Source organism: Pseudomonas sp. YuFO20 (assembly GCF_035064975.1).
GTDB lineage: Bacteria > Pseudomonadota > Gammaproteobacteria > Pseudomonadales > Pseudomonadaceae > Aquipseudomonas > Aquipseudomonas putida_AE.
On sequence record NZ_JAXDEO010000010.1, the window covers coordinates 111,871 to 131,206 of the forward strand.

The 19,336-nt window shown below is 60.8% G+C and carries 13 protein-coding genes; 6 read left to right on the top strand and 7 right to left on the bottom strand.

Annotated elements, in window-relative coordinates; genetic code table 11:
* Window positions 1-72: 72 nt before the first annotated feature.
* A complete protein-coding gene (locus tag SOP85_RS08000; protein WP_274077328.1) occupies window positions 73-819 on the top strand; it encodes an SDR family oxidoreductase in 747 nt (248 codons plus the stop codon).
* A 62-nt stretch (window positions 820-881) separates the two neighbouring features.
* On the opposite strand, the gene mapR is transcribed toward SOP85_RS08000, so the two are convergent.
* The 3 genes from mapR to SOP85_RS08015 all read right to left on the bottom strand — a co-directional run bounded on the left by mapR (window position 882) and on the right by SOP85_RS08015 (window position 4,294).
* Entirely contained in the window at window positions 882-2,291 is a 1,410-nt protein-coding gene (mapR, locus tag SOP85_RS08005; protein WP_323626621.1) for a GntR family transcriptional regulator MpaR, read from the bottom strand.
* Window positions 2,292-2,435: 144 nt separating this feature from the next.
* Window positions 2,436-3,866, bottom strand: coding sequence for a cytochrome c oxidase accessory protein CcoG (gene ccoG / locus SOP85_RS08010; RefSeq protein WP_323626622.1), 1,431 nt, complete (start codon window positions 3,864-3,866; stop codon window positions 2,436-2,438).
* Window positions 3,867-4,060: 194 nt separating this feature from the next.
* A complete protein-coding gene (locus tag SOP85_RS08015; protein WP_274077325.1) occupies window positions 4,061-4,294 on the bottom strand; it encodes a DUF3203 family protein in 234 nt (77 codons plus the stop codon).
* A gap of 125 nt (window positions 4,295-4,419) precedes the next feature.
* Here SOP85_RS08015 and SOP85_RS08020 point away from each other — a divergent pair, with 125 nt between their 5' ends.
* Window positions 4,420-4,923, top strand: a complete 504-nt coding sequence (locus tag SOP85_RS08020; RefSeq protein ID WP_274077324.1) for an MgtC/SapB family protein — start codon at window positions 4,420-4,422, stop codon at window positions 4,921-4,923.
* Between the two features lie 534 nt (window positions 4,924-5,457).
* Here SOP85_RS08020 and SOP85_RS08025 read toward each other — a convergent pair.
* Entirely contained in the window at window positions 5,458-5,625 is a 168-nt protein-coding gene (locus SOP85_RS08025) for a hypothetical protein (protein ID WP_274077323.1), read from the bottom strand.
* A 218-nt stretch (window positions 5,626-5,843) separates the two neighbouring features.
* On the opposite strand from SOP85_RS08025, the gene SOP85_RS08030 reads away from it, so the two are divergent.
* From SOP85_RS08030 to glgB, 3 genes are all read left to right on the top strand, one after another.
* Window positions 5,844-7,841 (top strand): alpha-1,4-glucan--maltose-1-phosphate maltosyltransferase, encoded by a 1,998-nt coding sequence (locus SOP85_RS08030; protein WP_323626624.1) that lies wholly within the window; start codon window positions 5,844-5,846, stop codon window positions 7,839-7,841.
* Between the two features lie 142 nt (window positions 7,842-7,983).
* The gene (treS, locus tag SOP85_RS08035; protein WP_323626626.1) at window positions 7,984-11,325 is read left to right on the top strand and encodes a maltose alpha-D-glucosyltransferase; all 3,342 of its coding nucleotides are present in this window, start codon (window positions 7,984-7,986) and stop codon (window positions 11,323-11,325) included.
* Window positions 11,326-11,327: 2 nt separating this feature from the next.
* The gene (gene glgB, locus SOP85_RS08040; RefSeq protein WP_274077320.1) at window positions 11,328-13,562 is read left to right on the top strand and encodes a 1,4-alpha-glucan branching protein GlgB; all 2,235 of its coding nucleotides are present in this window, start codon (window positions 11,328-11,330) and stop codon (window positions 13,560-13,562) included.
* A 79-nt stretch (window positions 13,563-13,641) separates the two neighbouring features.
* On the opposite strand, the gene SOP85_RS08045 is transcribed toward glgB, so the two are convergent.
* From SOP85_RS08045 to SOP85_RS08055, 3 genes are all read right to left on the bottom strand, one after another.
* Window positions 13,642-14,709 (bottom strand): autotransporter outer membrane beta-barrel domain-containing protein, encoded by a 1,068-nt coding sequence (locus tag SOP85_RS08045; RefSeq protein WP_323626627.1) that lies wholly within the window; start codon window positions 14,707-14,709, stop codon window positions 13,642-13,644.
* A 310-nt stretch (window positions 14,710-15,019) separates the two neighbouring features.
* Window positions 15,020-17,734, bottom strand: coding sequence for an autotransporter outer membrane beta-barrel domain-containing protein (locus tag SOP85_RS08050; RefSeq protein ID WP_323626628.1), 2,715 nt, complete (start codon window positions 17,732-17,734; stop codon window positions 15,020-15,022).
* A gap of 229 nt (window positions 17,735-17,963) precedes the next feature.
* On the bottom strand, window positions 17,964-18,764 hold the full coding sequence (locus tag SOP85_RS08055) for an endonuclease/exonuclease/phosphatase family protein (protein WP_274077317.1): 801 nt from the start codon (window positions 18,762-18,764) through the stop codon (window positions 17,964-17,966).
* 277 nt (window positions 18,765-19,041) lie between these two features.
* Between SOP85_RS08055 and SOP85_RS08060 the strand changes: the two genes are divergently transcribed.
* A partial coding sequence (locus tag SOP85_RS08060; protein WP_323626629.1) for a hypothetical protein occupies window positions 19,042-19,336 on the top strand: 295 nt, incomplete at its 3' end.

The following is a 19,336-nucleotide window of genomic DNA, read 5'->3' on the forward strand; positions in this document are numbered from 1 at the left end:
TTTCATGCAAAATCCGCCAATGGCGGTTATTCTTCCCCCCGACTGCATAGGGTTGAAAGGGGGAAAGTTTGCATGGAAAAAGTCATCGTCATCACCGGCGGGAGTCGCGGCATCGGTGCCGCTACGGCGCTGTTGGCTGCCAAACAAGGCTATCGGATCTGCATCAACTACCAGGCCGATGAGCAGGCCGCGCAAACGGTGCTGGACCAGGTCCGCGCTTTGGGCGCCCAAGCCATCGCGGTGCGCGCCGACGTCAGCATCGAAGACGAAGTCATCGCCTTGTTCAACCGGGTGGACAGCGAGCTGGGCCGGGTCACGGCGCTGGTGAACAACGCCGGCACCGTCGGGCAAAAATCCCGGGTCGACGAGATGTCCGAATTCCGCATCCTCAAGATCCTCAAGACCAATGTGCTGGCGCCCGTACTCTGCGCCAAGCACGCCATCCTGCGCATGTCGCCCAAGCACGGCGGGCAGGGCGGCAGCATCGTCAACGTATCCTCGGTGGCCTCGCGTCTGGGCGCACCCAACGAGTACGTCGACTACGCAGCCTCCAAGGGGGCGCTCGACACCTTCACCATCGGTTTGTCCAAGGAAGTGGCGGGTGAGGGAATTCGGGTCAACGCGGTGCGACCGGGCTACATCTACACCGATTTCCATGCGCTGAGCGGCGATCCGGATCGGGTCAGCAAGCTGGAGTCGGCGATTCCCATGGCCCGTGGCGGGCGCCCGGATGAAGTGGCGGAGGCGATTGTGTGGTTGCTGTCGGACAAGGCGTCCTATGCGACGGGGACCTTTGTCGATTTGGGTGGTGGCCGGTAAAGATCAAGATCAAAAGATCGCAGCCTGCCCGTAGGAGCTGCCGCAGGCTGCGATCTTTGCTTTTAAAATGATCTGACTATCCGCCCCAACGTCTCCATCGCCTTCTCCGCAGCCTCATCCCAAGGGCTGCCATAGTTCAACCGAATACAATTCCTGAAGCGCTGGGTCGGCGAAAAAATCGGCCCCGGTGCAATGCTGATCCCTTGCGCCAACGCCATCTGGAACAACTTCAACGAATCCATCTGCTCGGGCAGTTCCAACCAGAGGAAGTATCCTCCAGCCGGCTGGCTGACACGGGTCTGCGCCGGGAAATAGCGGGCAATGGCTGACAGCATGGCGCTTTGCTGCTCCTCCAGGGCGTAACGCAATCTGCGCAAATGGCGGTCATAACCGCCGTGTTGCAGGTAATCGGCAATCGCGGCCTGGGCCGGCATCGAGGCACAGAGCGAGGTCATGAGTTTCAGCCGTTCGATCTTCTGCGCATAACGTCCGGCGGCGACCCAGCCGATGCGGTAACCCGGGGCCAGGCTCTTGGCAAAAGAGCCGCAATGCATCACCAGGCCTTCGGTATCGAAAGCCTTGGCCGGTTTGGGCGCCTGTTGGCCGTAATAGAGTTCGGCGTAGACATCGTCCTCGATCAACGGCACTTGATGAACGCGCAGCAATTCCACCAGTTCGCGTTTTTTCGCTTCGGGCATGGTCGCGCCCATCGGGTTCTGGAAGCTGGTCATGCACCAGCAGGCCTTGATCGGATGGCGTTCCAGGGTTTGCGCCAGCACGCCGAGGTCGATGCCGTCGCGCGGGTGCACGGGGATTTCCACGGCCTTGAGTTTCAAACGCTCCAGCACTTGCAGGCAGGCGTAGAACGCCGGGGCTTCGATGGCCACCAGGTCGCCGGGTTGCGTCACGGCTTGCAGGCACAGGTTCAGCGCTTCCAGGGCGCCGTTGGTAATCAGCAACTCTTCCATGGGCAGCATCAGGCCGCCGACCATGTAGCGCAGGGCAATCTGCCGGCGCAGTTGCGGGTTGCCCGGCGACATGTCGGTGACCACCATGCGCGGGTCCATGTCGCGGCTGGCGCTGGCCAGCGAGCGCGACAGCCGCTGCAGTGGAAACAGGGTCGGGCTGGGGAACGCCGAGCCGAAGGCGACGGTATTCGGGTCCTTGATCGAGTCGAGGACCGAGAACACCAGTTCGCTGACGTCGACTTCGGTGGATTCATTGACCTGGCTGCTGATCTCCGGCTCGGAAAACGGCCGTGGCGCATGGGCGTTGACGAAGTAGCCGGAGCGCGGGCGGGCGCGGATCAGGCCGCGCCGTTCGAGCAGGTAATAGGCCTGGAACACGGTCGAGGGGCTGACCCCGTAGGTCTGGCTGGCGTAGCGCACCGACGGCACGCGCTGACCGGGCCCGAGGACGCCGGTGCGGATCAGTTCAGCAATGTCATCGGCGAATTTTTCGTAGCGTTTCATCGTTAGCCTGGATTGGTGTCATTCAAGAAACCGAGGTGACTTTTTCGCTGGCAAGCCAGCTCCTACAGGTATTGCATCGTTCATGTGGGAGCGGCGGTGCGACGATTCGACTTGCTCGCGAATGGCGCACCGCAGTCTAAAGCCTTAACGGTTCATCGGCGCAACAAACCGGCTCTTGGCCACGCTGTAGACGCTTGGCTCATCGCTGTCGACGACCTTGAAGCTGATGCTCTGCGAGCTGCTGCCTGGCCGTTCCGTGGTCATCGCCACCGACACCGGCACATCGACAATCTCGCCCGGTGCCAGGCTAAGCTCGGTCCTGCCCTGCAACTGGAAGCCCTCGCCGTCGACCAGGGCCAGGTGGTAGTCCTGGCGTTGCTGGGTCTTGTTGATGACCTTGAGGCTGTAGATGTTCTCGATCTGCCCCTGACTGTTCTCGCGAAACAGGCCGCGGTCCTTGCTCACGTCCAGCGACACCATCGGCCGCTCCATCAGCGCGATGACCAGTGCAACGATCATCACCAGCAGCACGGCGGTGTAACCGATCAACCGTGGCCGCAACAGGTGAGTCTTGCCGCCCTGCAACTGATGCTCCGAGGTATAGCTGATCAGCCCGCGCTCGTAGCCCATCCTGTCCATGATCGAATCGCAGGCGTCGATGCACGCCGCGCAACCGATGCATTCCATCTGCAAACCGTCGCGAATGTCGATGCCGGTCGGGCACACCTGCACGCACAGCTGGCAATCGATGCAGTCACCCAGGCCGACCTCGGCCGGCTTGACCTCGCGCTTGCGCGGGCCACGGTTTTCGCCACGGGCCACGTCGTAGGAAATGGTCAGGGTGTCCTTGTCGAACATCACGCTCTGGAATCGCGCGTACGGACACATGTGCATGCACACCGCTTCACGCAGCCAGCCGGCATTGATGTAGGTGGCGCCGGTAAAGAACAGCACCCAGAACAGGCTGACGCCGCCCATCTGCAGGGTCAGCAGTTCTTCGGCCAGCGGACGGATCGGCGTGAAATAGCCGACGAAGGTCAAGCCGGTGAGCAGGCTGATCGCCAGCCACAAGCTGTGCTTGGCCGAGCGGCGCAGGAATTTGTTCAGCCCCCAGGGCGCCGCTTGCAGCTTGATGCGCTGGTTGCGTTCGCCTTCGGTGATTTTCTCGCACCACATGAAGATCCAGGTCCAGGAGCTTTGCGGGCAGGTGTAGCCGCACCAGACCCGGCCGGCGAACACGGTGATCGCGAACAGGCCGAACGCGGCAATGATCAGCAGTGCCGAGAGCAGGACGAAATCCTGCGGCCAGAAGGTCGCGCCAAAGATGTGGAATTTGCTTTCGGAGAGGTCCCAGAGCACCGCCTGGCGACCGCCCCAGTTCAGCCAAACGGTGCCGAAGAACAGCAGGAACAGAACACCCGCGCCGCTGATGCGCAGGGTTCGGAACAGACCGGTGAAGCTGCGGGTGTGGATCAGGTTGTCGCTGGACTTGGCCTTCATCTTTGGACGCGAAGGCTCGAAAGTCTGTACTAAGAGGGCGCTTTCTACGGTTCGGACGGGGATTCTATCGCTCATGGTCTTTCGCTCATCAGCCTCCATCAGGCAGGAGCACTATGAGCGGCGATCTGTTTACATAACAGACTCAGGTATTGCATTAAAAACCGGATCAGATGCTCGCGGCAGCCGGCCTGCGACAAGTTGAAGCACCTGTCGCGGCGGGGCGTGGGCGGCTATATCCCACGCTTGCAGGCCTTGTTGATCCAGGTCAGTCAAATCACCGAATCACTGTCGGTAGCCTTCAAATGCCGGCGACCGTCCACCGCACCTGCTACGGTCAAAGCGTCGGCTTCTGCTTCGGTGATGTAGATGCGCTGGCCTTCGAGGTCGACCGCCGACATTGCTTTGGCGCTATCGGTGATGATGGTCACATCGGGGCACAGGCGAATTTCCTCGCCGTTTTCGGTGATAAAGAAGCAGGTCTCGTTCTCGATGCGTACGGTCATGACGTGATCCTTGTTTTTTACGACTGATGCAGCATTAGGCTATCGGCGGCGAGCATCGTTCTGTGCAACTGATTAATGGTTGATGTGGTCCATCCTCCATCACTTTTTCAAAAGGGAATGCGCCAATGAACGCCTGGTGGCATGAAGTCTGGGTGACCCTGCAAGCGGAGTTCGCCGACATCGGCGATGCCTCGCAACTGACCCGCATCACCGTGCGCCTGCTGATGGCCGCGGTGCTGGGCGGCATCCTCGGGTTCGAGCGCGAGCACAAGGGCAAGGCCGCCGGGGTGCGTACGCACATGCTGGTGGCGCTGGGTGCGGCGTTGTTCGTGCTGGTACCGCAGATGTCCGGCTCCCAGGCCGACGCCATGAGCCGGGTGGTGCAAGGCGTGATCGCCGGGATCGGCTTCCTCGGCGCCGGCACCATCCTGAAAAACCAGGAAGGCGACGAAGGCCACGTCAAAGGCCTGACCACCGCCGCCGGACTGTGGATGACCGCCGCCATTGGAGTATCCGCCGGGTTGGGACGGGAGGCGACGGCGGTGCTCAGTACGTTGTTGGCGCTGCTGATTCTTGGCGTGATGCCGAGGATCGTGAAGCTGATCGATAAAGACAAAGACCCAATGTAGGAGCGAGCTTGCTCGCGAAAAACGTTCAGCCACCGCGTTCATCCAGGCACTGCGCGTTATCGTTGACGACCATCGCGAGCAAGCTCGCTCCTACAGGTACAGGAACAGGGATCGTTTTCGGGGAGCTCATGCTGGCTATAGTCGAACTCACCAACGAGAAGATGATTGTCGAGCTCTTTGAGTATCGAGCTTCTACCGTCCTCTAGCAGACTCCGCTCGGTATGGAACCAGAGAAATTCGTAATTGAAGATTTTCAAAGTGAGACCAGCCGTCGACCAAGGGTTCACGGATAAGCGCGTTTTCCTCTGCGCTTGCTCGTTCTGTGAATGTGCCGACGGTAAAAAAGATCATGCTCATGGCTGGCCGTACTCAAGGTGGGTGGCGTCGTCAGTATGTCGCTCGATAAGCGCAAATGAGCCGCCATACCTGCACAAAAAAACCATTTCAGGACCGGTACTACGCACCCGTAGGAAACGTCCTTCGGTTTCTTCCCGCAATCATTCCCCCAGCGCGCCAGGGAACGATCAACTGTCTTCATTCAGGGTTAACAATCACCGGTGGCATGGTCGTCGGTGGCTCTTCCCTGGGTGGCGGGTTGCTGCCAGGCGGATCCTGTTCGGGTACAGGCTGCGGATCGCTGGGTGGAATCACCGGGTTATCGATGTTCGGATCGGGGGTTTCGGCCGGGAATGGATTGTTCATTGTTCTCTCTCCAGTGGCACATGGCGTGAGTCGTGCTTAAGTTGGTTGACCACTGCGTGGAGGATTTGATTCCCGGCAGATCCTGCTGAACTTTTACCGGCGGCCGGCGCTCGGAACCTAAGTGAGTTCATTCCAGGGTGAAGTGCCCGGCGGGATGAAAACCAGACATCAGACACCAGACACAAGAGCGTCCATGGGGCGTAAAGGAGTGATGCTCGATGACTGCTGAAAAACCGAATGAACTGAGCTACAACCCGCACATGCCGCTTTCACAGGCACTGTTACTGCCGCGAATCGTGATTGAAAATACCCTGCCGACCCTCGAAGGCGGGCAGTTTGCCGTCAAGGCCGTGGTCGGCCAGGACGTGGTGGTGACCAGCAAGGTGTTCGCCGACGGTCACGACAAGCTGGCCGTGCGGGTGCGCTGGCGGGCCGAGGGCGATGAGGTCTGGCATAGCGAGGTCATGGCCGAACTGGGCAACAACGGCTGGCAAGGCCAATTTCGGGTCGAGAGCCAGGGCCGTTATGTGTTCTGCATCGAAGCCTGGATCGACCAGTTCGCCAGCTTTCGCTACGAACTGGAAAAAAAGCATGCCGCCGCCGTGCCGGTCAGTCTTGAGCTGCAGGAAGGCCGACTGCACGTTCAGCAAGCGGCCGAACGCGCCGAAGGGCAGCTCAGCGAAGATTTGGCAGCCTTGCACCATGAACTGTCGGGCCTGCTCGAAACCGAGCAGGTGGCGTTGTTCCTGCACCAGCGCAGCGCGGAGTTGATGGCACAGGCCGATCATCGTGCCTACCTGAGCCTCAGTCCGGAGTACCCGGTGGATGTCGAGCGCCAGCTTGCGCAATTCGCCAGCTGGTACGAACTGTTCCCGCGCTCGATCACCGACGATCCCAAGCGCCACGGCACCTTCAACGATGTGCATGCACGGCTGCCGATGATCCAGGACATGGGCTTTGACGTGCTGTATTTCCCGCCGATCCACCCGATCGGCCGCAGTTATCGCAAGGGGCCAAACAACTCATTGACGGCCGGGCCGGACGATCCAGGCAGCCCCTATGCCATTGGCAGTGAGGAGGGCGGGCACGAGGCGATTCATTCGCAGCTGGGCACCCGCGAAGACTTCCGGCGACTGGTGGCGGCGGCTGCGGACTACGGCCTGGAGATCGCCCTCGATTTTGCCATCCAGTGCTCCCAGGACCATCCATGGCTCAAGCAGCACCCGGGCTGGTTCAACTGGCGGCCCGACGGCACGATCAAATACGCCGAGAACCCGCCGAAAAAATACCAGGACATCGTCAACGTCGACTTCTATGCCGTCGAGGCGATCCCCAGCCTGTGGGTCGAGCTGCGCGACATTGTCGTAGGTTGGGTGCAGGAGGGCGTGAAGATCTTTCGCGTCGACAACCCGCACACCAAGCCGCTGCCGTTCTGGCAATGGCTGATTGCCGACGTTCGCGCGTTGTACCCGGAGGTGATTTTCCTCGCAGAAGCCTTTACCACCCCGGCGATGATGGCGCGGCTGGGCAAGGTCGGTTACTCCCAGAGCTATACCTACTTCACCTGGCGCAACACCAAGGCCGAGCTGGCGACTTATTTCACCGAACTCAATGAATCACCGTGGCGCGAATGCTACCGGCCGAATTTCTTCGTCAATACCCCGGACATCAACCCGGCGTTCCTGCACGAATCCGGGCGACCCGGTTTTCTGATACGCGCAGCGCTGGCGACCATGGGTTCGGGGCTGTGGGGCATGTATTCGGGGTTCGAGCTGTGCGAGTCGGCGCCGGTACCGGGCAAGGAGGAATACCTCGACTCCGAGAAGTACGAGATCCGTCCCAGGGACTTCAATGCCCCCGGCAACATCATCGCCGAGATCGCCCAGCTCAACCGCATTCGCCGGCAAAACCCGGCACTGCAAACTCATCTGGGCCTGAAGGTCTATAACGCCTGGAATGACAACATTTTGTACTTCGGCAAGCGCAGTGCCGATGGCAGTAATTTCATTCTGGTGGCGGTCAACCTCGACCCTCATAACCCGCAAGAGGCGAATTTCGAGTTGCCGCTGTGGGAAATGGGTTTGCCCGATGACGCCAGCACCCAGGGTGAGGACTTGATGAGCGGCCATCGCTGGACCTGGCACGGCAAGTACCAGTTCATGCGCCTGGACCCGGCGTATCAGCCGTTCGGGATCTGGCGGATTACTACCTCTTAGATACACCACCGACACCTGTAGGAGCCGGTTTGCTGGCGATGGCGGTGCATCTGACAACTGGATGGTGCCTGCCGCACCGCTATCGCCAGCAAGCCGGCTCCTACAGGGGTAGTGGTTAATTCGAATTCAACAGGAGTTTCAAATGGCGAAGAAACCCAAGGCAGCCACTTTCATCAAGGATCCGCTCTGGTACAAGGACGCGGTCATCTATCAAGTTCACGTCAAATCCTATTTCGACTCCAATAACGACGGGATCGGCGATTTTCCCGGTCTGATCGCCAAACTCGACTACATTGCCGACCTCGGCGTCAATACCATCTGGCTGTTGCCGTTCTACCCCTCGCCACGCCGCGACGACGGTTATGACATCGCCGAATACCGGGGCGTCCACAGCGACTACGGCACCATGGCCGACGCCAAGCGCTTCATTGCCGAGGCGCACAAGCGTGGTTTGCGGGTGATCACCGAACTGGTCATCAACCACACTTCGGATCAGCATGCGTGGTTCCAGCGCGCCCGCAAGGCGAAAAAGGGCTCGGCAGCCCGGGACTTCTACGTCTGGTCCGATGACGACCAAAAATACGACGGCACCCGCATCATTTTTCTCGACACCGAAAAATCCAACTGGACCTGGGACCCGGTGGCCGGCCAATACTTCTGGCACCGCTTCTACTCGCACCAGCCGGACCTCAATTTCGACAACCCGCAGGTCATGAAAGCCGTGCTGTCGGTGATGCGCTACTGGCTCGACATGGGCATCGACGGTCTGCGCCTCGACGCGATCCCGTACCTGATCGAGCGCGACGGCACCAACAACGAGAACCTGCCCGAAACCCACGACGTGCTGAAGCAGATCCGCGCTGAAATCGACGCGAATTATCCGGACCGCATGTTGCTGGCCGAGGCTAACCAATGGCCGGAAGACACTCAGCTGTATTTCGGCGACACCGATAAGTCCGGGCTGAACGGCGACGAATGCCACATGGCGTTCCACTTCCCGCTGATGCCGCGCATGTACATGGCGCTGGCCCAGGAAGACCGTTTTCCGATCACCGATATCTTGCGCCAGACCCCGGAGATCCCGGCCAATTGCCAATGGGCGATTTTCCTGCGCAACCATGATGAGCTGACTTTGGAGATGGTCACCGACAGGGAACGGGACTATCTGTGGAATTACTACGCGGCCGACCGTCGCGCGCGGATCAACCTGGGGATTCGCCGGCGCCTGGCGCCGCTGATGGAGCGTGATCGCCGGCGCGTGGAGCTGCTCAACAGCCTGTTGCTGTCGATGCCCGGCACGCCGACCTTGTACTACGGTGACGAGATCGGCATGGGCGACAACATCTACCTCGGCGATCGCGACGGCGTGCGCACACCAATGCAGTGGTCGATCGACCGCAACGGCGGGTTCTCCCGTGCCGATCCGGCCAGCCTGGTACTGCCGCCGATCATGGACCCGCAGTACGGCTACCTGTCGGTCAATGTCGAAACCCAGGCCGGTGATCCGCATTCGCTGCTGAACTGGACCCGGCGCATGCTGACGGTGCGCAAGCAGTCCAAGGCGTTCGGGCGCGGCACCTTGAAGATGCTTTCGCCGAGCAATCGCCGGGTGCTGGCCTACACCCGTGAATACACCGGGCCGGACGGCAAGCACGAAGTCATCCTGTGCGTGGCCAACGTTTCGCGCAGCGCCCAAGCCGTGGAGCTGGACCTGTCGGCGTACGTTGGCATGGTGCCGGTGGAGATGCTCGGCGGTAACGCGTTCCCACCCATTGGCCAGTTGAGTTTCCTCCTGACCCTGGCGCCTTACGGTTTCTACTGGTTCGGCCTGGCTGCGGAGAACCAGATGCCGAGCTGGCACGTGGAACCGGCACAAAGCCTGCCGGACTTCACCACGCTGGTGCTGAAAAAACGCATGGAAGAGCTGCTCGAAGCACCATCGCGCGCCACCCTGGAGCAGGCCATCCTGCCGAACTGGCTGCAGAACCGCCGCTGGTTCGCCGGCAAGGACGCGGCCATCGAACAGGTCAACCTGGCCTACGGCGTGCGTTTCGGCGATGCGCAGCACCCGGTGTTGTTGAGTGAAATCGAAGTCACCAGCGCAGGCGTGACCAGCCGCTATCAACTGCCGTTCGGCTTCATTACCGAAGACCAGATGGGCGCCGCATTACCCCAGCAACTGGCTCTGTCGCGCGTGCGCCGAGGCCCGCAGGTCGGTCTGATCACGGATGCCTTCAGCCTGGAAAACTTTATCCGCACGGTGCTGCAAGGCATGCACGACAACAGGGTGCTACCGTCGGACGGCGGCGAGATCCGTTTCGAACCCACTGCGCAGCTTGCCAAACTGGGCCTGACGGCGGAGTCGGATGTGCGTTACCTGTCCGCCGAGCAATCCAACAGTTCGGTGGTGGTCGGCAATAGCCTGGTGTTGAAGCTGATTCGCAAGGTCGCATCCGGCGTGCACCCGGAACTGGAAATGAGCGCGTACCTGACCGCTGCCGGCTTCGCCAATATCTCGCCTCTGCTGGGCTCGGTGGTGCGTCGGGATGCAGCGGGCGAAGACAACCTGCTGATGATCGCCCAGGGCTACCTGAGCAACCAGGGTGATGCCTGGGAATGGACCCAGAACAACCTGGAGCGGGCGTTGCGCGACGAGCTCGCCGATGCCATGTCCGAGCAGGAGCAGCACTACAACGCCCTTGGCGAATTGAAGGATTTCGCTGCCATGCTCGGCCAGCGCCTGGGTGAAATGCATCAGGTGCTGGCGGCGTCGAGCGACAACCCCGACTTTGATCCGTACATCACCACGCAAAAGGATGCGCTGGCGACGGGCAAGGATGTGGTGGCACAAATCGAGCATGCGTTGAAGTTGCTCAAGCAGCATCAAAATGAACTGAACCCGGCGGACAAAACCCTGGTCAGCCGTTTACTGGACCATAAAAAGGCCATACTCGGCCATGTCCAGGAGCTGGCGAAAAAGACGGCGGGTGGCCTGCGGATCCGTGTGCATGGCGACTTGCACCTGGGCCAGGTGCTGGTGATCAAGGGCGATGCGTACCTGATCGACTTCGAAGGCGAACCGGCACGTCCGCTGCCGGAGCGTCGAGGCAAGCACAGCCCGTACAAGGATGTCAGCGGCGTGTTGCGTTCCTTCGACTACGCGGCGGCCATGACCATCAATGTGCACAACGTTGATAACACCGATCAGGCCCAGGCAGCTCGCCAGCGAGTCGGCGATCGTTATTTGAGTGAGGCAAAACAGGCATTTATCCACGCTTATCGGCTGGCGGCAGCTACGCTTGGCCATGCGTGGCAAGATCCTGAAGGCGAAGATGCCGCTTTGGCATTGTTCGGTCTGGAGAAGGCGGCTTATGAAGTGGCCTACGAGGCGGAAAATCGCCCCGGTTGGCTGCCCGTGCCGTTGCACGGTTTATATGGATTATTGAGTGGGCTTAAACCCTTTTCCGATCTTGGTGGAGAGTAGTCATGAGTTTCTCGAACAAGGAAACGGGTCATCATCACAGTGAAGCGCTGCTACCCAAAGCGCGGGATATCGATGCGCTGGTGCGCGCCGAGCATCGCGATCCCTTTGCCATTCTCGGTCCCCACGGCGATGGCGCCGGCGGACAATTCATCCGGGCCTATCTGCCGGGCGCCTTGAGCGTGCAGGTGGTGGACAAGGAGTCCGGGGAAGAACTGGGCAACCTTGAAGCGACACAGACCCCCGGGCTGTTCGCCGGTCATTTCCAACGGGCACAGCCGTATCTGTTGCGAACCCGCTGGGCCGGTGGCGAGCAGATTGCCGAAGACCCCTACAGTTTTGGCCCGCTGCTGGGCGAGATGGATTTGTATTTGTTCGCCGAAGGTAACCACCGCGATCTGAGCAGCGCCCTGGGCGCCCAGTTGAAGACCGTGGATGGCGTCGATGGCGTGCGCTTCGCCGTGTGGGCACCGAACGCCAGGAGGGTGTCGGTGGTGGGGGACTTCAACGGCTGGGACGGTCGTCGTCATCCGATGCGCCTGCGCCACCCCACCGGTGTCTGGGAGCTGTTCATTCCACGCCTGCAAGCAGGGGAGGCCTACAAATACGAAATCCTCGGCAAGGACGGGATCCTGCCCCTCAAGGCCGATCCCATGGCGCTGGCCACCAGCCTGCCACCGGACACCGCCTCGAAAGTCGCCCCGCCTTTGAAGATCGACTGGCAGGATCAGGACTGGATGGCGTCCCGCGGCGAGCGTCAACGACCGACGGCGCCGTTGTCGATCTACGAACTGCACGCCGGTTCCTGGCAATGCGAGCTGGATGACCTGGGCGAAGTCGCCCGCCAGTACACCTGGCCGGAGCTGGGCGAGCGCCTGATTCCGTACGTGAAAGAACTGGGCTTCACCCACATCGAGCTGATGCCGATCATGGAACACCCGTTCGGCGGTTCCTGGGGCTATCAATTGCTTTCGCAATTCGCCACCAGCGCCCGCTACGGCACCGGCGACGAATTCGCCGCCTTCGTCAATGCCTGCCACCTGGCGGGCATCGGCGTGATCCTCGACTGGGTGCCGGCGCATTTCCCCACCGACACCCATGGCCTGGCCCAGTTCGACGGCACCGCGCTGTACGAATACGGCAACCCCCAGGAAGGTTTTCACCAGGACTGGGACACCCTGATCTACAACCTCGGCCGCACCGAAGTGCACGGCTACATGCTGGCGTCGGCGTTGCACTGGCTCAAGCATTTCCACGTCGATGGCCTGCGGGTCGATGCGGTGGCGTCGATGCTGTACCGCGACTACTCGCGCAAGGCCGGCGAGTGGGTGCCTAATCGCCATGGCGGCCGGGAGAACCTTGAGGCCATCGACTTCCTGCGTCATCTCAACGACGTCGTGGCGCTTGAAGCCCCCGGGGCGCTGGTGATCGCCGAAGAGTCCACGGCCTGGCCGGGTGTCAGCCAGGGCACGCAACAGGGCGGCCTGGGTTTTGCCTACAAGTGGAACATGGGCTGGATGCACGATTCGCTGCATTACATCCAGCAAGATCCGGTGTACCGCGCCCATCACCACAACGAACTGAGCTTTGGCCTGGTGTACGCCTGGTCGGAGCGTTTCATCCTGCCGATCTCCCACGATGAAGTGGTGCACGGCAAACACTCGCTGATCGACAAGATGCCCGGCGACCGCTGGCAGAAATTCGCCAACCTGCGGGCCTACCTGAGCTTCATGTGGACCCATCCGGGCAAGAAACTGCTGTTCATGGGCTGCGAGTTCGGCCAATGGCGCGAGTGGAACCACGACCAGCAGCTTGATTGGTATCTGTTGCAGTACTCCGAGCACAAAGGCGTGCAGAAGCTGGTGAGCGACCTCAACCGGCTGTATCGCGAAGAGCCGGCGCTGCACGAGCAGGACGACGTACCGCAGGGCTTCCAGTGGCTGATCGGCGACGATGCGATCAACAGCGTCTACGCCTGGATGCGCTGGAGCAAGGACGGCCAGCCGATCCTGGTGGTGGCCAACTTCACGCCGGTGCCGCGCGAGGCCTATCGCGTCGGCGTGCCGTTTGCCGGGCAGTGGAGCGAGGTGTTCAACAGCGATTCGTCGATCTATGCCGGGTCCAACTATGGCAACAGTGGCGGGGCAACGGCCGAGGCAACACCGAGCCATGGGCAGGCATTGTCACTGGCGTTGAATCTGCCGCCGTTGGCGGTGTTGATGTTGCGCCCGCAAGGCTGATCAGGCGCCGTCTTCGCGGGCGATACGACGTGCCCGCGAAGCGCCTGCGTTGGGAACTGCTGAGTACCGGCAGTTTCCCTCACCAACGCATCCTTACCCCGAGGCTGCCAATCAGCCCGTTCAAATCATTGTCATCCACATCACTGCTGTAGTCGGCGCTGACGTACAGGCTCACGGTGGGTGTCATTCTGGCGACCAGACCCAAGCCCAGTTCGACCGTCGAGGAGTTGCGGCTGCTGCTGATCTTGTCGACCTGGTCGAGGGAAACGGTATTGCCGGTGTACACCGTGTGCCACAAGTTGGTGCGCACATAGGGTTCAATGGGCAGGCCGTTGATGTCGTAGCTACCTTTCAACTTGGCACCGACCCGGCCGCTCCACGAGGAGAGGTCGCTGGAGGAGGCGTTGCCGGAACCGGCATAGGGCGTATCCAGGGTGATGCGCTGATTGATCAATTGCGCCTGGGGTTCGACCACCCAGTTCTCACTGATGCCGATCGGGAACCCGCCTTCGACCGAGAGCGTCACCGCGCTGCCTTCGGTAATTTGTCGGGCGCCTTGTTCATTGCGACTGTAACCGTTGACCCGACCACCGCTGGCCGACAGATCGACGTGCCAGCCCTGTGGGCCGGTCAGGCTGTAGTAGGCGCCGAGGCTCTGCCCCTGCAGGTTGAGGGTGTCGTTGCGCGGGTCCGATTGCGCGCGATTGGTCATCAAGCCGTTGCCGGTGCCGTGGAACTCTGCAGTCCCGCCGATCAGGCCGACCCGTTGTGTATGACCGCTATTGCTTCGCAGGGTCACAAGGGCCGGGCTTTTATGTTCGCCGGAGCCGGGGATGGAAAAACCCTGGGCCAGGGCATCGGTTTGTGCCTGGCGCGAGGCCTGGCCATAGAGTTGATCCCAGGCACCGGGCGCGGCGTCTTCGACGGTCAGGCTGGAACTTCGGGTATCGGCAATCGGGCTGAAACGGCCGGGATAGGAGCTGGCGAGTGCGGGCAAGGTGAGCACGGGGATATCCTGGCGATACCAGGGGGTCGTTTCTTCCTCGGCGGGGGAGGCTTGCACTTCCATCGACGAACACAACAGCAGGGTACTGGAAACGGTGCAAATACTGACGCGGATCTCTTGTGAGGTGAATGAAGTCTTCATGGAGGTCTACCTTGCAATCGCATGCGGTATCTCGCTCTGGCGTCTCTCCTACCCCGAGTGAGGGGCGACCGAAGGAATTAGGGCAAGCCGACGCCTGCCCGTTTTCACGGGTGGCGGCGGTTGGTCCTGATGGTGATTCCGGGGTAGTACCGTGAAGTCAAGAAGACCCCTGCCATTGCGTCAAGAAAATGGCCGATAAATGGTAGGGGTATTTCAGATCATATAAGTGACTGATTTACGACGCCTCCCTAAGTTCTTGTTTATTGGTTGAAACGTCAAAAAACTCGCGAGCTAGAGCCGTTTTCGAGGCTTACCAACTCACCCTGACTCCCACGTTACCGCTCATTCCACGCAAGGGGTTGCTGTCGATATTGCTGCTGTAATCGGCATTGGCATACAGGCTCACAGCGGGCGCAAGAGTGAGGATGGCACCGATGCCCAGATCGGCCGATGAGGTGCGTTGTTCGGTCTTGATCTCGGTGCTGTCGCCGAATGTCACGGTGTCCGTTCCCGACATTGTGTGCCACAGGTTGACCCGCAGGTAAGGTTCCAGCGGCAGGCCGGCAACTTCGTAGCTCCCCTTGAGCCGGGCGCCGAGGCGGCCGGTCCAGGCCGGGTCGGAATCGAACGACACCCTGGAAATACCGTCGTCCTGACTCTTCAGCTTAACCTGCTGATGGATGACCTGTGCCTGAGGTTCGAGCACCCAATTGTCTGCCACTGCAAAGGGGTAGCCGGCCTCGACCGAGAGGGTCGTGGCGTGGCCGTCGTTGTCGATTTTCAGGCCACGCTCGGAGTGGCTGTCGCCGTTGAGCCAGGTGTACATGGCCACGGTATCGACATACCAGCCCTTGGGGTCGATCAGGGTCCAGTAGAGCCCGAGGCTGTCGCCTTGCAGCTCGACCTTGCCGGCGCGCTGGTCATGGAAACCCTGGTTGAAACCGTCGACATCACCCTGCAAGCGACTGTGACCGACGAAAAAACCAGTGCGCTGGGTTTGCCCGTTGGACGTTTGCGAAGCGTACAGATCGTTGCCCACCTGGAACCCGTTCAGCGAGCCGTCGAGCCGTGGCGTGACGGTACCGGCCCAGGTCTGGTCGAAGTTTTTCCCGTAGGCCCGACCCCAGCCCGCACCAAAGGCACCGGTTTCGTTGAGCAGTCGTTGGTCACCCTGTCGATCATGGAAGGTGCCGAGCGCCGTCAGGGCCAGCTGCGCAGCCGCCGGTGGCAATACGGACCAGACCGGGACTTCCTGACGGTACAGGGGAATGGGCGCTGCACCGGGTTCAGGGACCGGCAATGGCGGCGAGCCGACGGCCGCTACCGGCGTCGCGAGCGGCGCCGCGTCCGGGGGTACCGGAATCGGTGGCAAGGCAGGATTGGGGTTAGGCACCGAGACCGGTGCAACCAGAATCGGTGGCAAGGTGGGATCCGGGTTGGGCACTGCGACCGGTGCTACCAGGATCGGTGGCAAGGCAGGATCCGGGTTGGGCACCACAAGCGGTGGAACCAGAATCGGTGGCAAGGCGGGGTTCGGATTCGGCACCTCGACCACTGGCGCGGCCACTACGGATGAGCGCAGGAACCAACTGTTTTCGCTGCCAGCGGTGACGCCACCCTTGAACAGTTGGTAATCGAAAGCGCCGGCCGATAACGGGGTTTTTAGCGTAAAGGCGCCACTGTCGCTGATGGCCGTTCCCTGGGCCTGGACAACCTGAATGCCGTTTTGCAGGGTTGCCGCACCCGTGCCACCCAGGTTGTTGACGGTAATCGAGGTGGTGCCGGTCAAGGTGCCGTCTTTGACCACCAGTTTGTCACTGGGGGAACTGTCATCGCCCAGGACGCTTTGTACCCACAACTGGCCGCCGTTGCCCGCATAGTTGCCCTGTACCGTCAGGGTGTCGCTGGTGCGGCTATTGCCGCTGCTCAGGTCGATGACCCCGGCGTTGTTCAGCGTCGCACGCTGACCTGCGGTAAACGGGGTGAGGCTGCCCTGGGTCGAAGTCACGACACTGCTACTGTCGATGTTGAACACGCCGCTGCCAGTGTCGCTGTCACCCAGGACGAAGTTGCCGTCGAAGTCGAACCGCGAGCCTTTGTCCAGGTTGACGGTTTCCCAGTTGGTGTAACGCGCAGCGCCGCTGGACGTGGTGTTATCGAAGGTCAGCAGGTCGCTGCCGTTGCCTCCATCTATGGTCGGCGTCTGGGCCAGGATGGTGTCATTGAGATTGCGCAGGGTTGCCTGGTCATTGCCATCTCCCATCAGGATCGCCGAGCGGATGATCCCGCCGCCTTCCCAGGTCAATGTGTCATCGCCCACGCTGGTACGGATCTCGCCGACGATTTCGCCGCCGGTCACCGTAATGCTGTCGTTGCCACCGCTGACACTGATGTTTCCGCCAATCCGTCCACCGGAAACGATGATGGTGTCAGTCCCGAACCCGGTGACCAGATTGCCGAGGATCTGCCCGCCAGACATGTCGAACAGATTGTTATCGAGCTTCATGTCGACCCGGCCGATGCTGCCGCCGGTCATCCTGGCGGTGTCGCCGTCTTCGAAGGCGCCCGTGATGGTGCCTGCGCTCATCTCGAAAAAGTCGCGACTGTCGCCCTGGGCCAGCGACTGGAGGGTCCCGCCGCTCATGACAAAGGTATCGACGCCATTACCCTGGTTCACCGCCCCGGTGACCTGGCCGGCACTGATGTTGAACGTGTCGCTACCGTCGCCCTGATTGACGATCCCGGTGATGACGCCGGAATTCATGCCCAGGGTGTCGTTGCCGGCGCCGAAGGTCACATTGCCTGTGATCGAGCCGCTGCCATTGGCGGGAAAACTCAGGCTGTTGTTACCGGCAAGGTCAGTCAGCGGCCCGCTGTTGCCGCTGTCGCAGACGAAGTTGTCATTGCCGGGGGAGGGGGTGAGGTTACAAGCCGCGTTAGCGGGCAGTGACCAGCCCATGCAGAGCCAGATGGAAATGGCACAGGCGCTGTAACGGTAGTTGGGCAGTTCTTTGCAAAGCTTCATGCTCGTCTCCGCGTAAAAATCGGCACCCTGTGTCTTGCCAGCAGGGCAAGGCATCAAGTGCATCGGCAGCGCGAGTTGCGAGACATCATCAGGAAGGCAAAACCTTTCGGGCAACGACGGCTACGGGGCCTGTCCGCACGATTCGTTCGAAACGGACGGGAGCACCGTAGCAGGTGTTTTTTGGGGCATCTACTGTCACAAATGACAGGTAGAGATCAGTTCAGACGCATCACAGATGTACTTCGACCGCCAATGGCAGGTGATCTGACAGGTGCGTCCAGGGCTTGTGGCTGAGGATCTTCGGCTCATGGCTGCTGGCGTTGCGCAGGTAGATCCGGTCCAGGCGCAGCAACGGGAAACGCGCCGGGTAGGTCTTTGCAGGACGGCCATGGTGGCGTTCGAAGGCTTCGTGCAGGTAGTCGCGACGGGAGAGGGCGGCGTTGCCCTGCAACTGCCAATCGTTGAAGTCGCCGGCGATGATCACGGGCGCCTCATCGGGCAAGGATTCGAGCAATTGGCAGAGCAACTGCAGCTGCAACTGGCGATGACTCTCCAGCAGGCTCAGGTGCACGCAGATCGCATGGACCTCGGCGTGCCCCGGCACGTCCAGCACGCAATGCAACAGGCCACGGCGCTCGGGGCCGGTGATGGAAACGTCGAGGTTGCGGTATTCACGGATCGGGTATTTGGACAGCAGCGCATTGCCGTGGTGACCGTCGGGGTAGACCGCATTGCGTCCGTAGGCGAAGTCGCTCCACATGCTGTCGGCCAGGAACTCGTACTGCGACATTTGCGGCCAGTTGTTGTACCGCGAAGAATGGCGCTCATGTTCACCGACGACTTCCTGCAGGAACACCAGGTCGGCTGAGGTGCTGCGTACCGCATCGCGCAATTCCGGGAGGATGAAGCGCCGGTTGAGTGCGGTAAATCCCTTGTGGGTGTTGACCGTCAGCACGCGCAGTCGATGGATGACCGGGGGGTTGTCCAACGGTATTGAGCCAAGGGTCTGGCGATTAGAGTCGCTGCTCACTTTCACTCCTCTGAATCCGGGTTGCTTATGTATGCGACTGATCTGGCAGCGTGCAGTTCAGCTCTTTTGCGTACTTATCCATTTCCTTGGTTTTCGCGGCTATCCCCGATCAAACTGTAGGAGCTGGCTTGCCAGCGATGGTCGTCAACGATGACGCACACTGATCTGGTAGCGTGCAGTTCAGCTCTTTTGCGTACATATCCATTTCTGCGTAACACCACCGCGGATGTACCCGATCAAACTGTAGGAGCTGGCTTGCCAGCGATGGTCGTCAACGATGACGCACAATGATCTGGTAGCGTGCAGTTCAGCTCTTTTGCGTACATATCCATTTCTGCGTAACGCCACCGCGGATGTGCCCGATCAAACTGTAGGAGCTGGCTTGCCAGCGATGGTCGTCAACGATGACGCACACTGTCTGAGTGACGGTGTTGTCCAGATTTTTTTCGGTCAACACATAAGAGGTCGGCTGGCAGGCCGCCTTCGCTGGCAAGCCAGCTCCTACAGTTTGATCGGCGTACATCTGCAGGGGATTACTCGGCTGTCAGGCCGCCTTCGCTGGCAAGCCAGCT

What these genes read in the sequence shown, in the direction of transcription:
- SOP85_RS08045 (WP_323626627.1), bottom strand. Translation starts at nt 14,709, where the DNA reads ATGAAGACTTCATTCACCTCACAAGAGATCCGCGTCAGTATTTGCACC.
- SOP85_RS08030 (WP_323626624.1), top strand. Translation starts at nt 5,844, where the DNA reads ATGACTGCTGAAAAACCGAATGAACTGAGCTACAACCCGCACATGCCG.
- mapR (WP_323626621.1), bottom strand. Translation starts at nt 2,291, where the DNA reads ATGAAACGCTACGAAAAATTCGCCGATGACATTGCTGAACTGATCCGC.
- glgB (WP_274077320.1), top strand. Translation starts at nt 11,328, where the DNA reads ATGAGTTTCTCGAACAAGGAAACGGGTCATCATCACAGTGAAGCGCTG.
- SOP85_RS08015 (WP_274077325.1), bottom strand. Translation starts at nt 4,294, where the DNA reads ATGACCGTACGCATCGAGAACGAGACCTGCTTCTTTATCACCGAAAAC.
- SOP85_RS08020 (WP_274077324.1), top strand. Translation starts at nt 4,420, where the DNA reads ATGAACGCCTGGTGGCATGAAGTCTGGGTGACCCTGCAAGCGGAGTTC.
- ccoG (WP_323626622.1), bottom strand. Translation starts at nt 3,866, where the DNA reads ATGAGCGATAGAATCCCCGTCCGAACCGTAGAAAGCGCCCTCTTAGTA.
- SOP85_RS08025 (WP_274077323.1), bottom strand. Translation starts at nt 5,625, where the DNA reads ATGAACAATCCATTCCCGGCCGAAACCCCCGATCCGAACATCGATAAC.
- SOP85_RS08050 (WP_323626628.1), bottom strand. Translation starts at nt 17,734, where the DNA reads ATGAAGCTTTGCAAAGAACTGCCCAACTACCGTTACAGCGCCTGTGCC.
- SOP85_RS08000 (WP_274077328.1), top strand. Translation starts at nt 73, where the DNA reads ATGGAAAAAGTCATCGTCATCACCGGCGGGAGTCGCGGCATCGGTGCC.
- treS (WP_323626626.1), top strand. Translation starts at nt 7,984, where the DNA reads ATGGCGAAGAAACCCAAGGCAGCCACTTTCATCAAGGATCCGCTCTGG.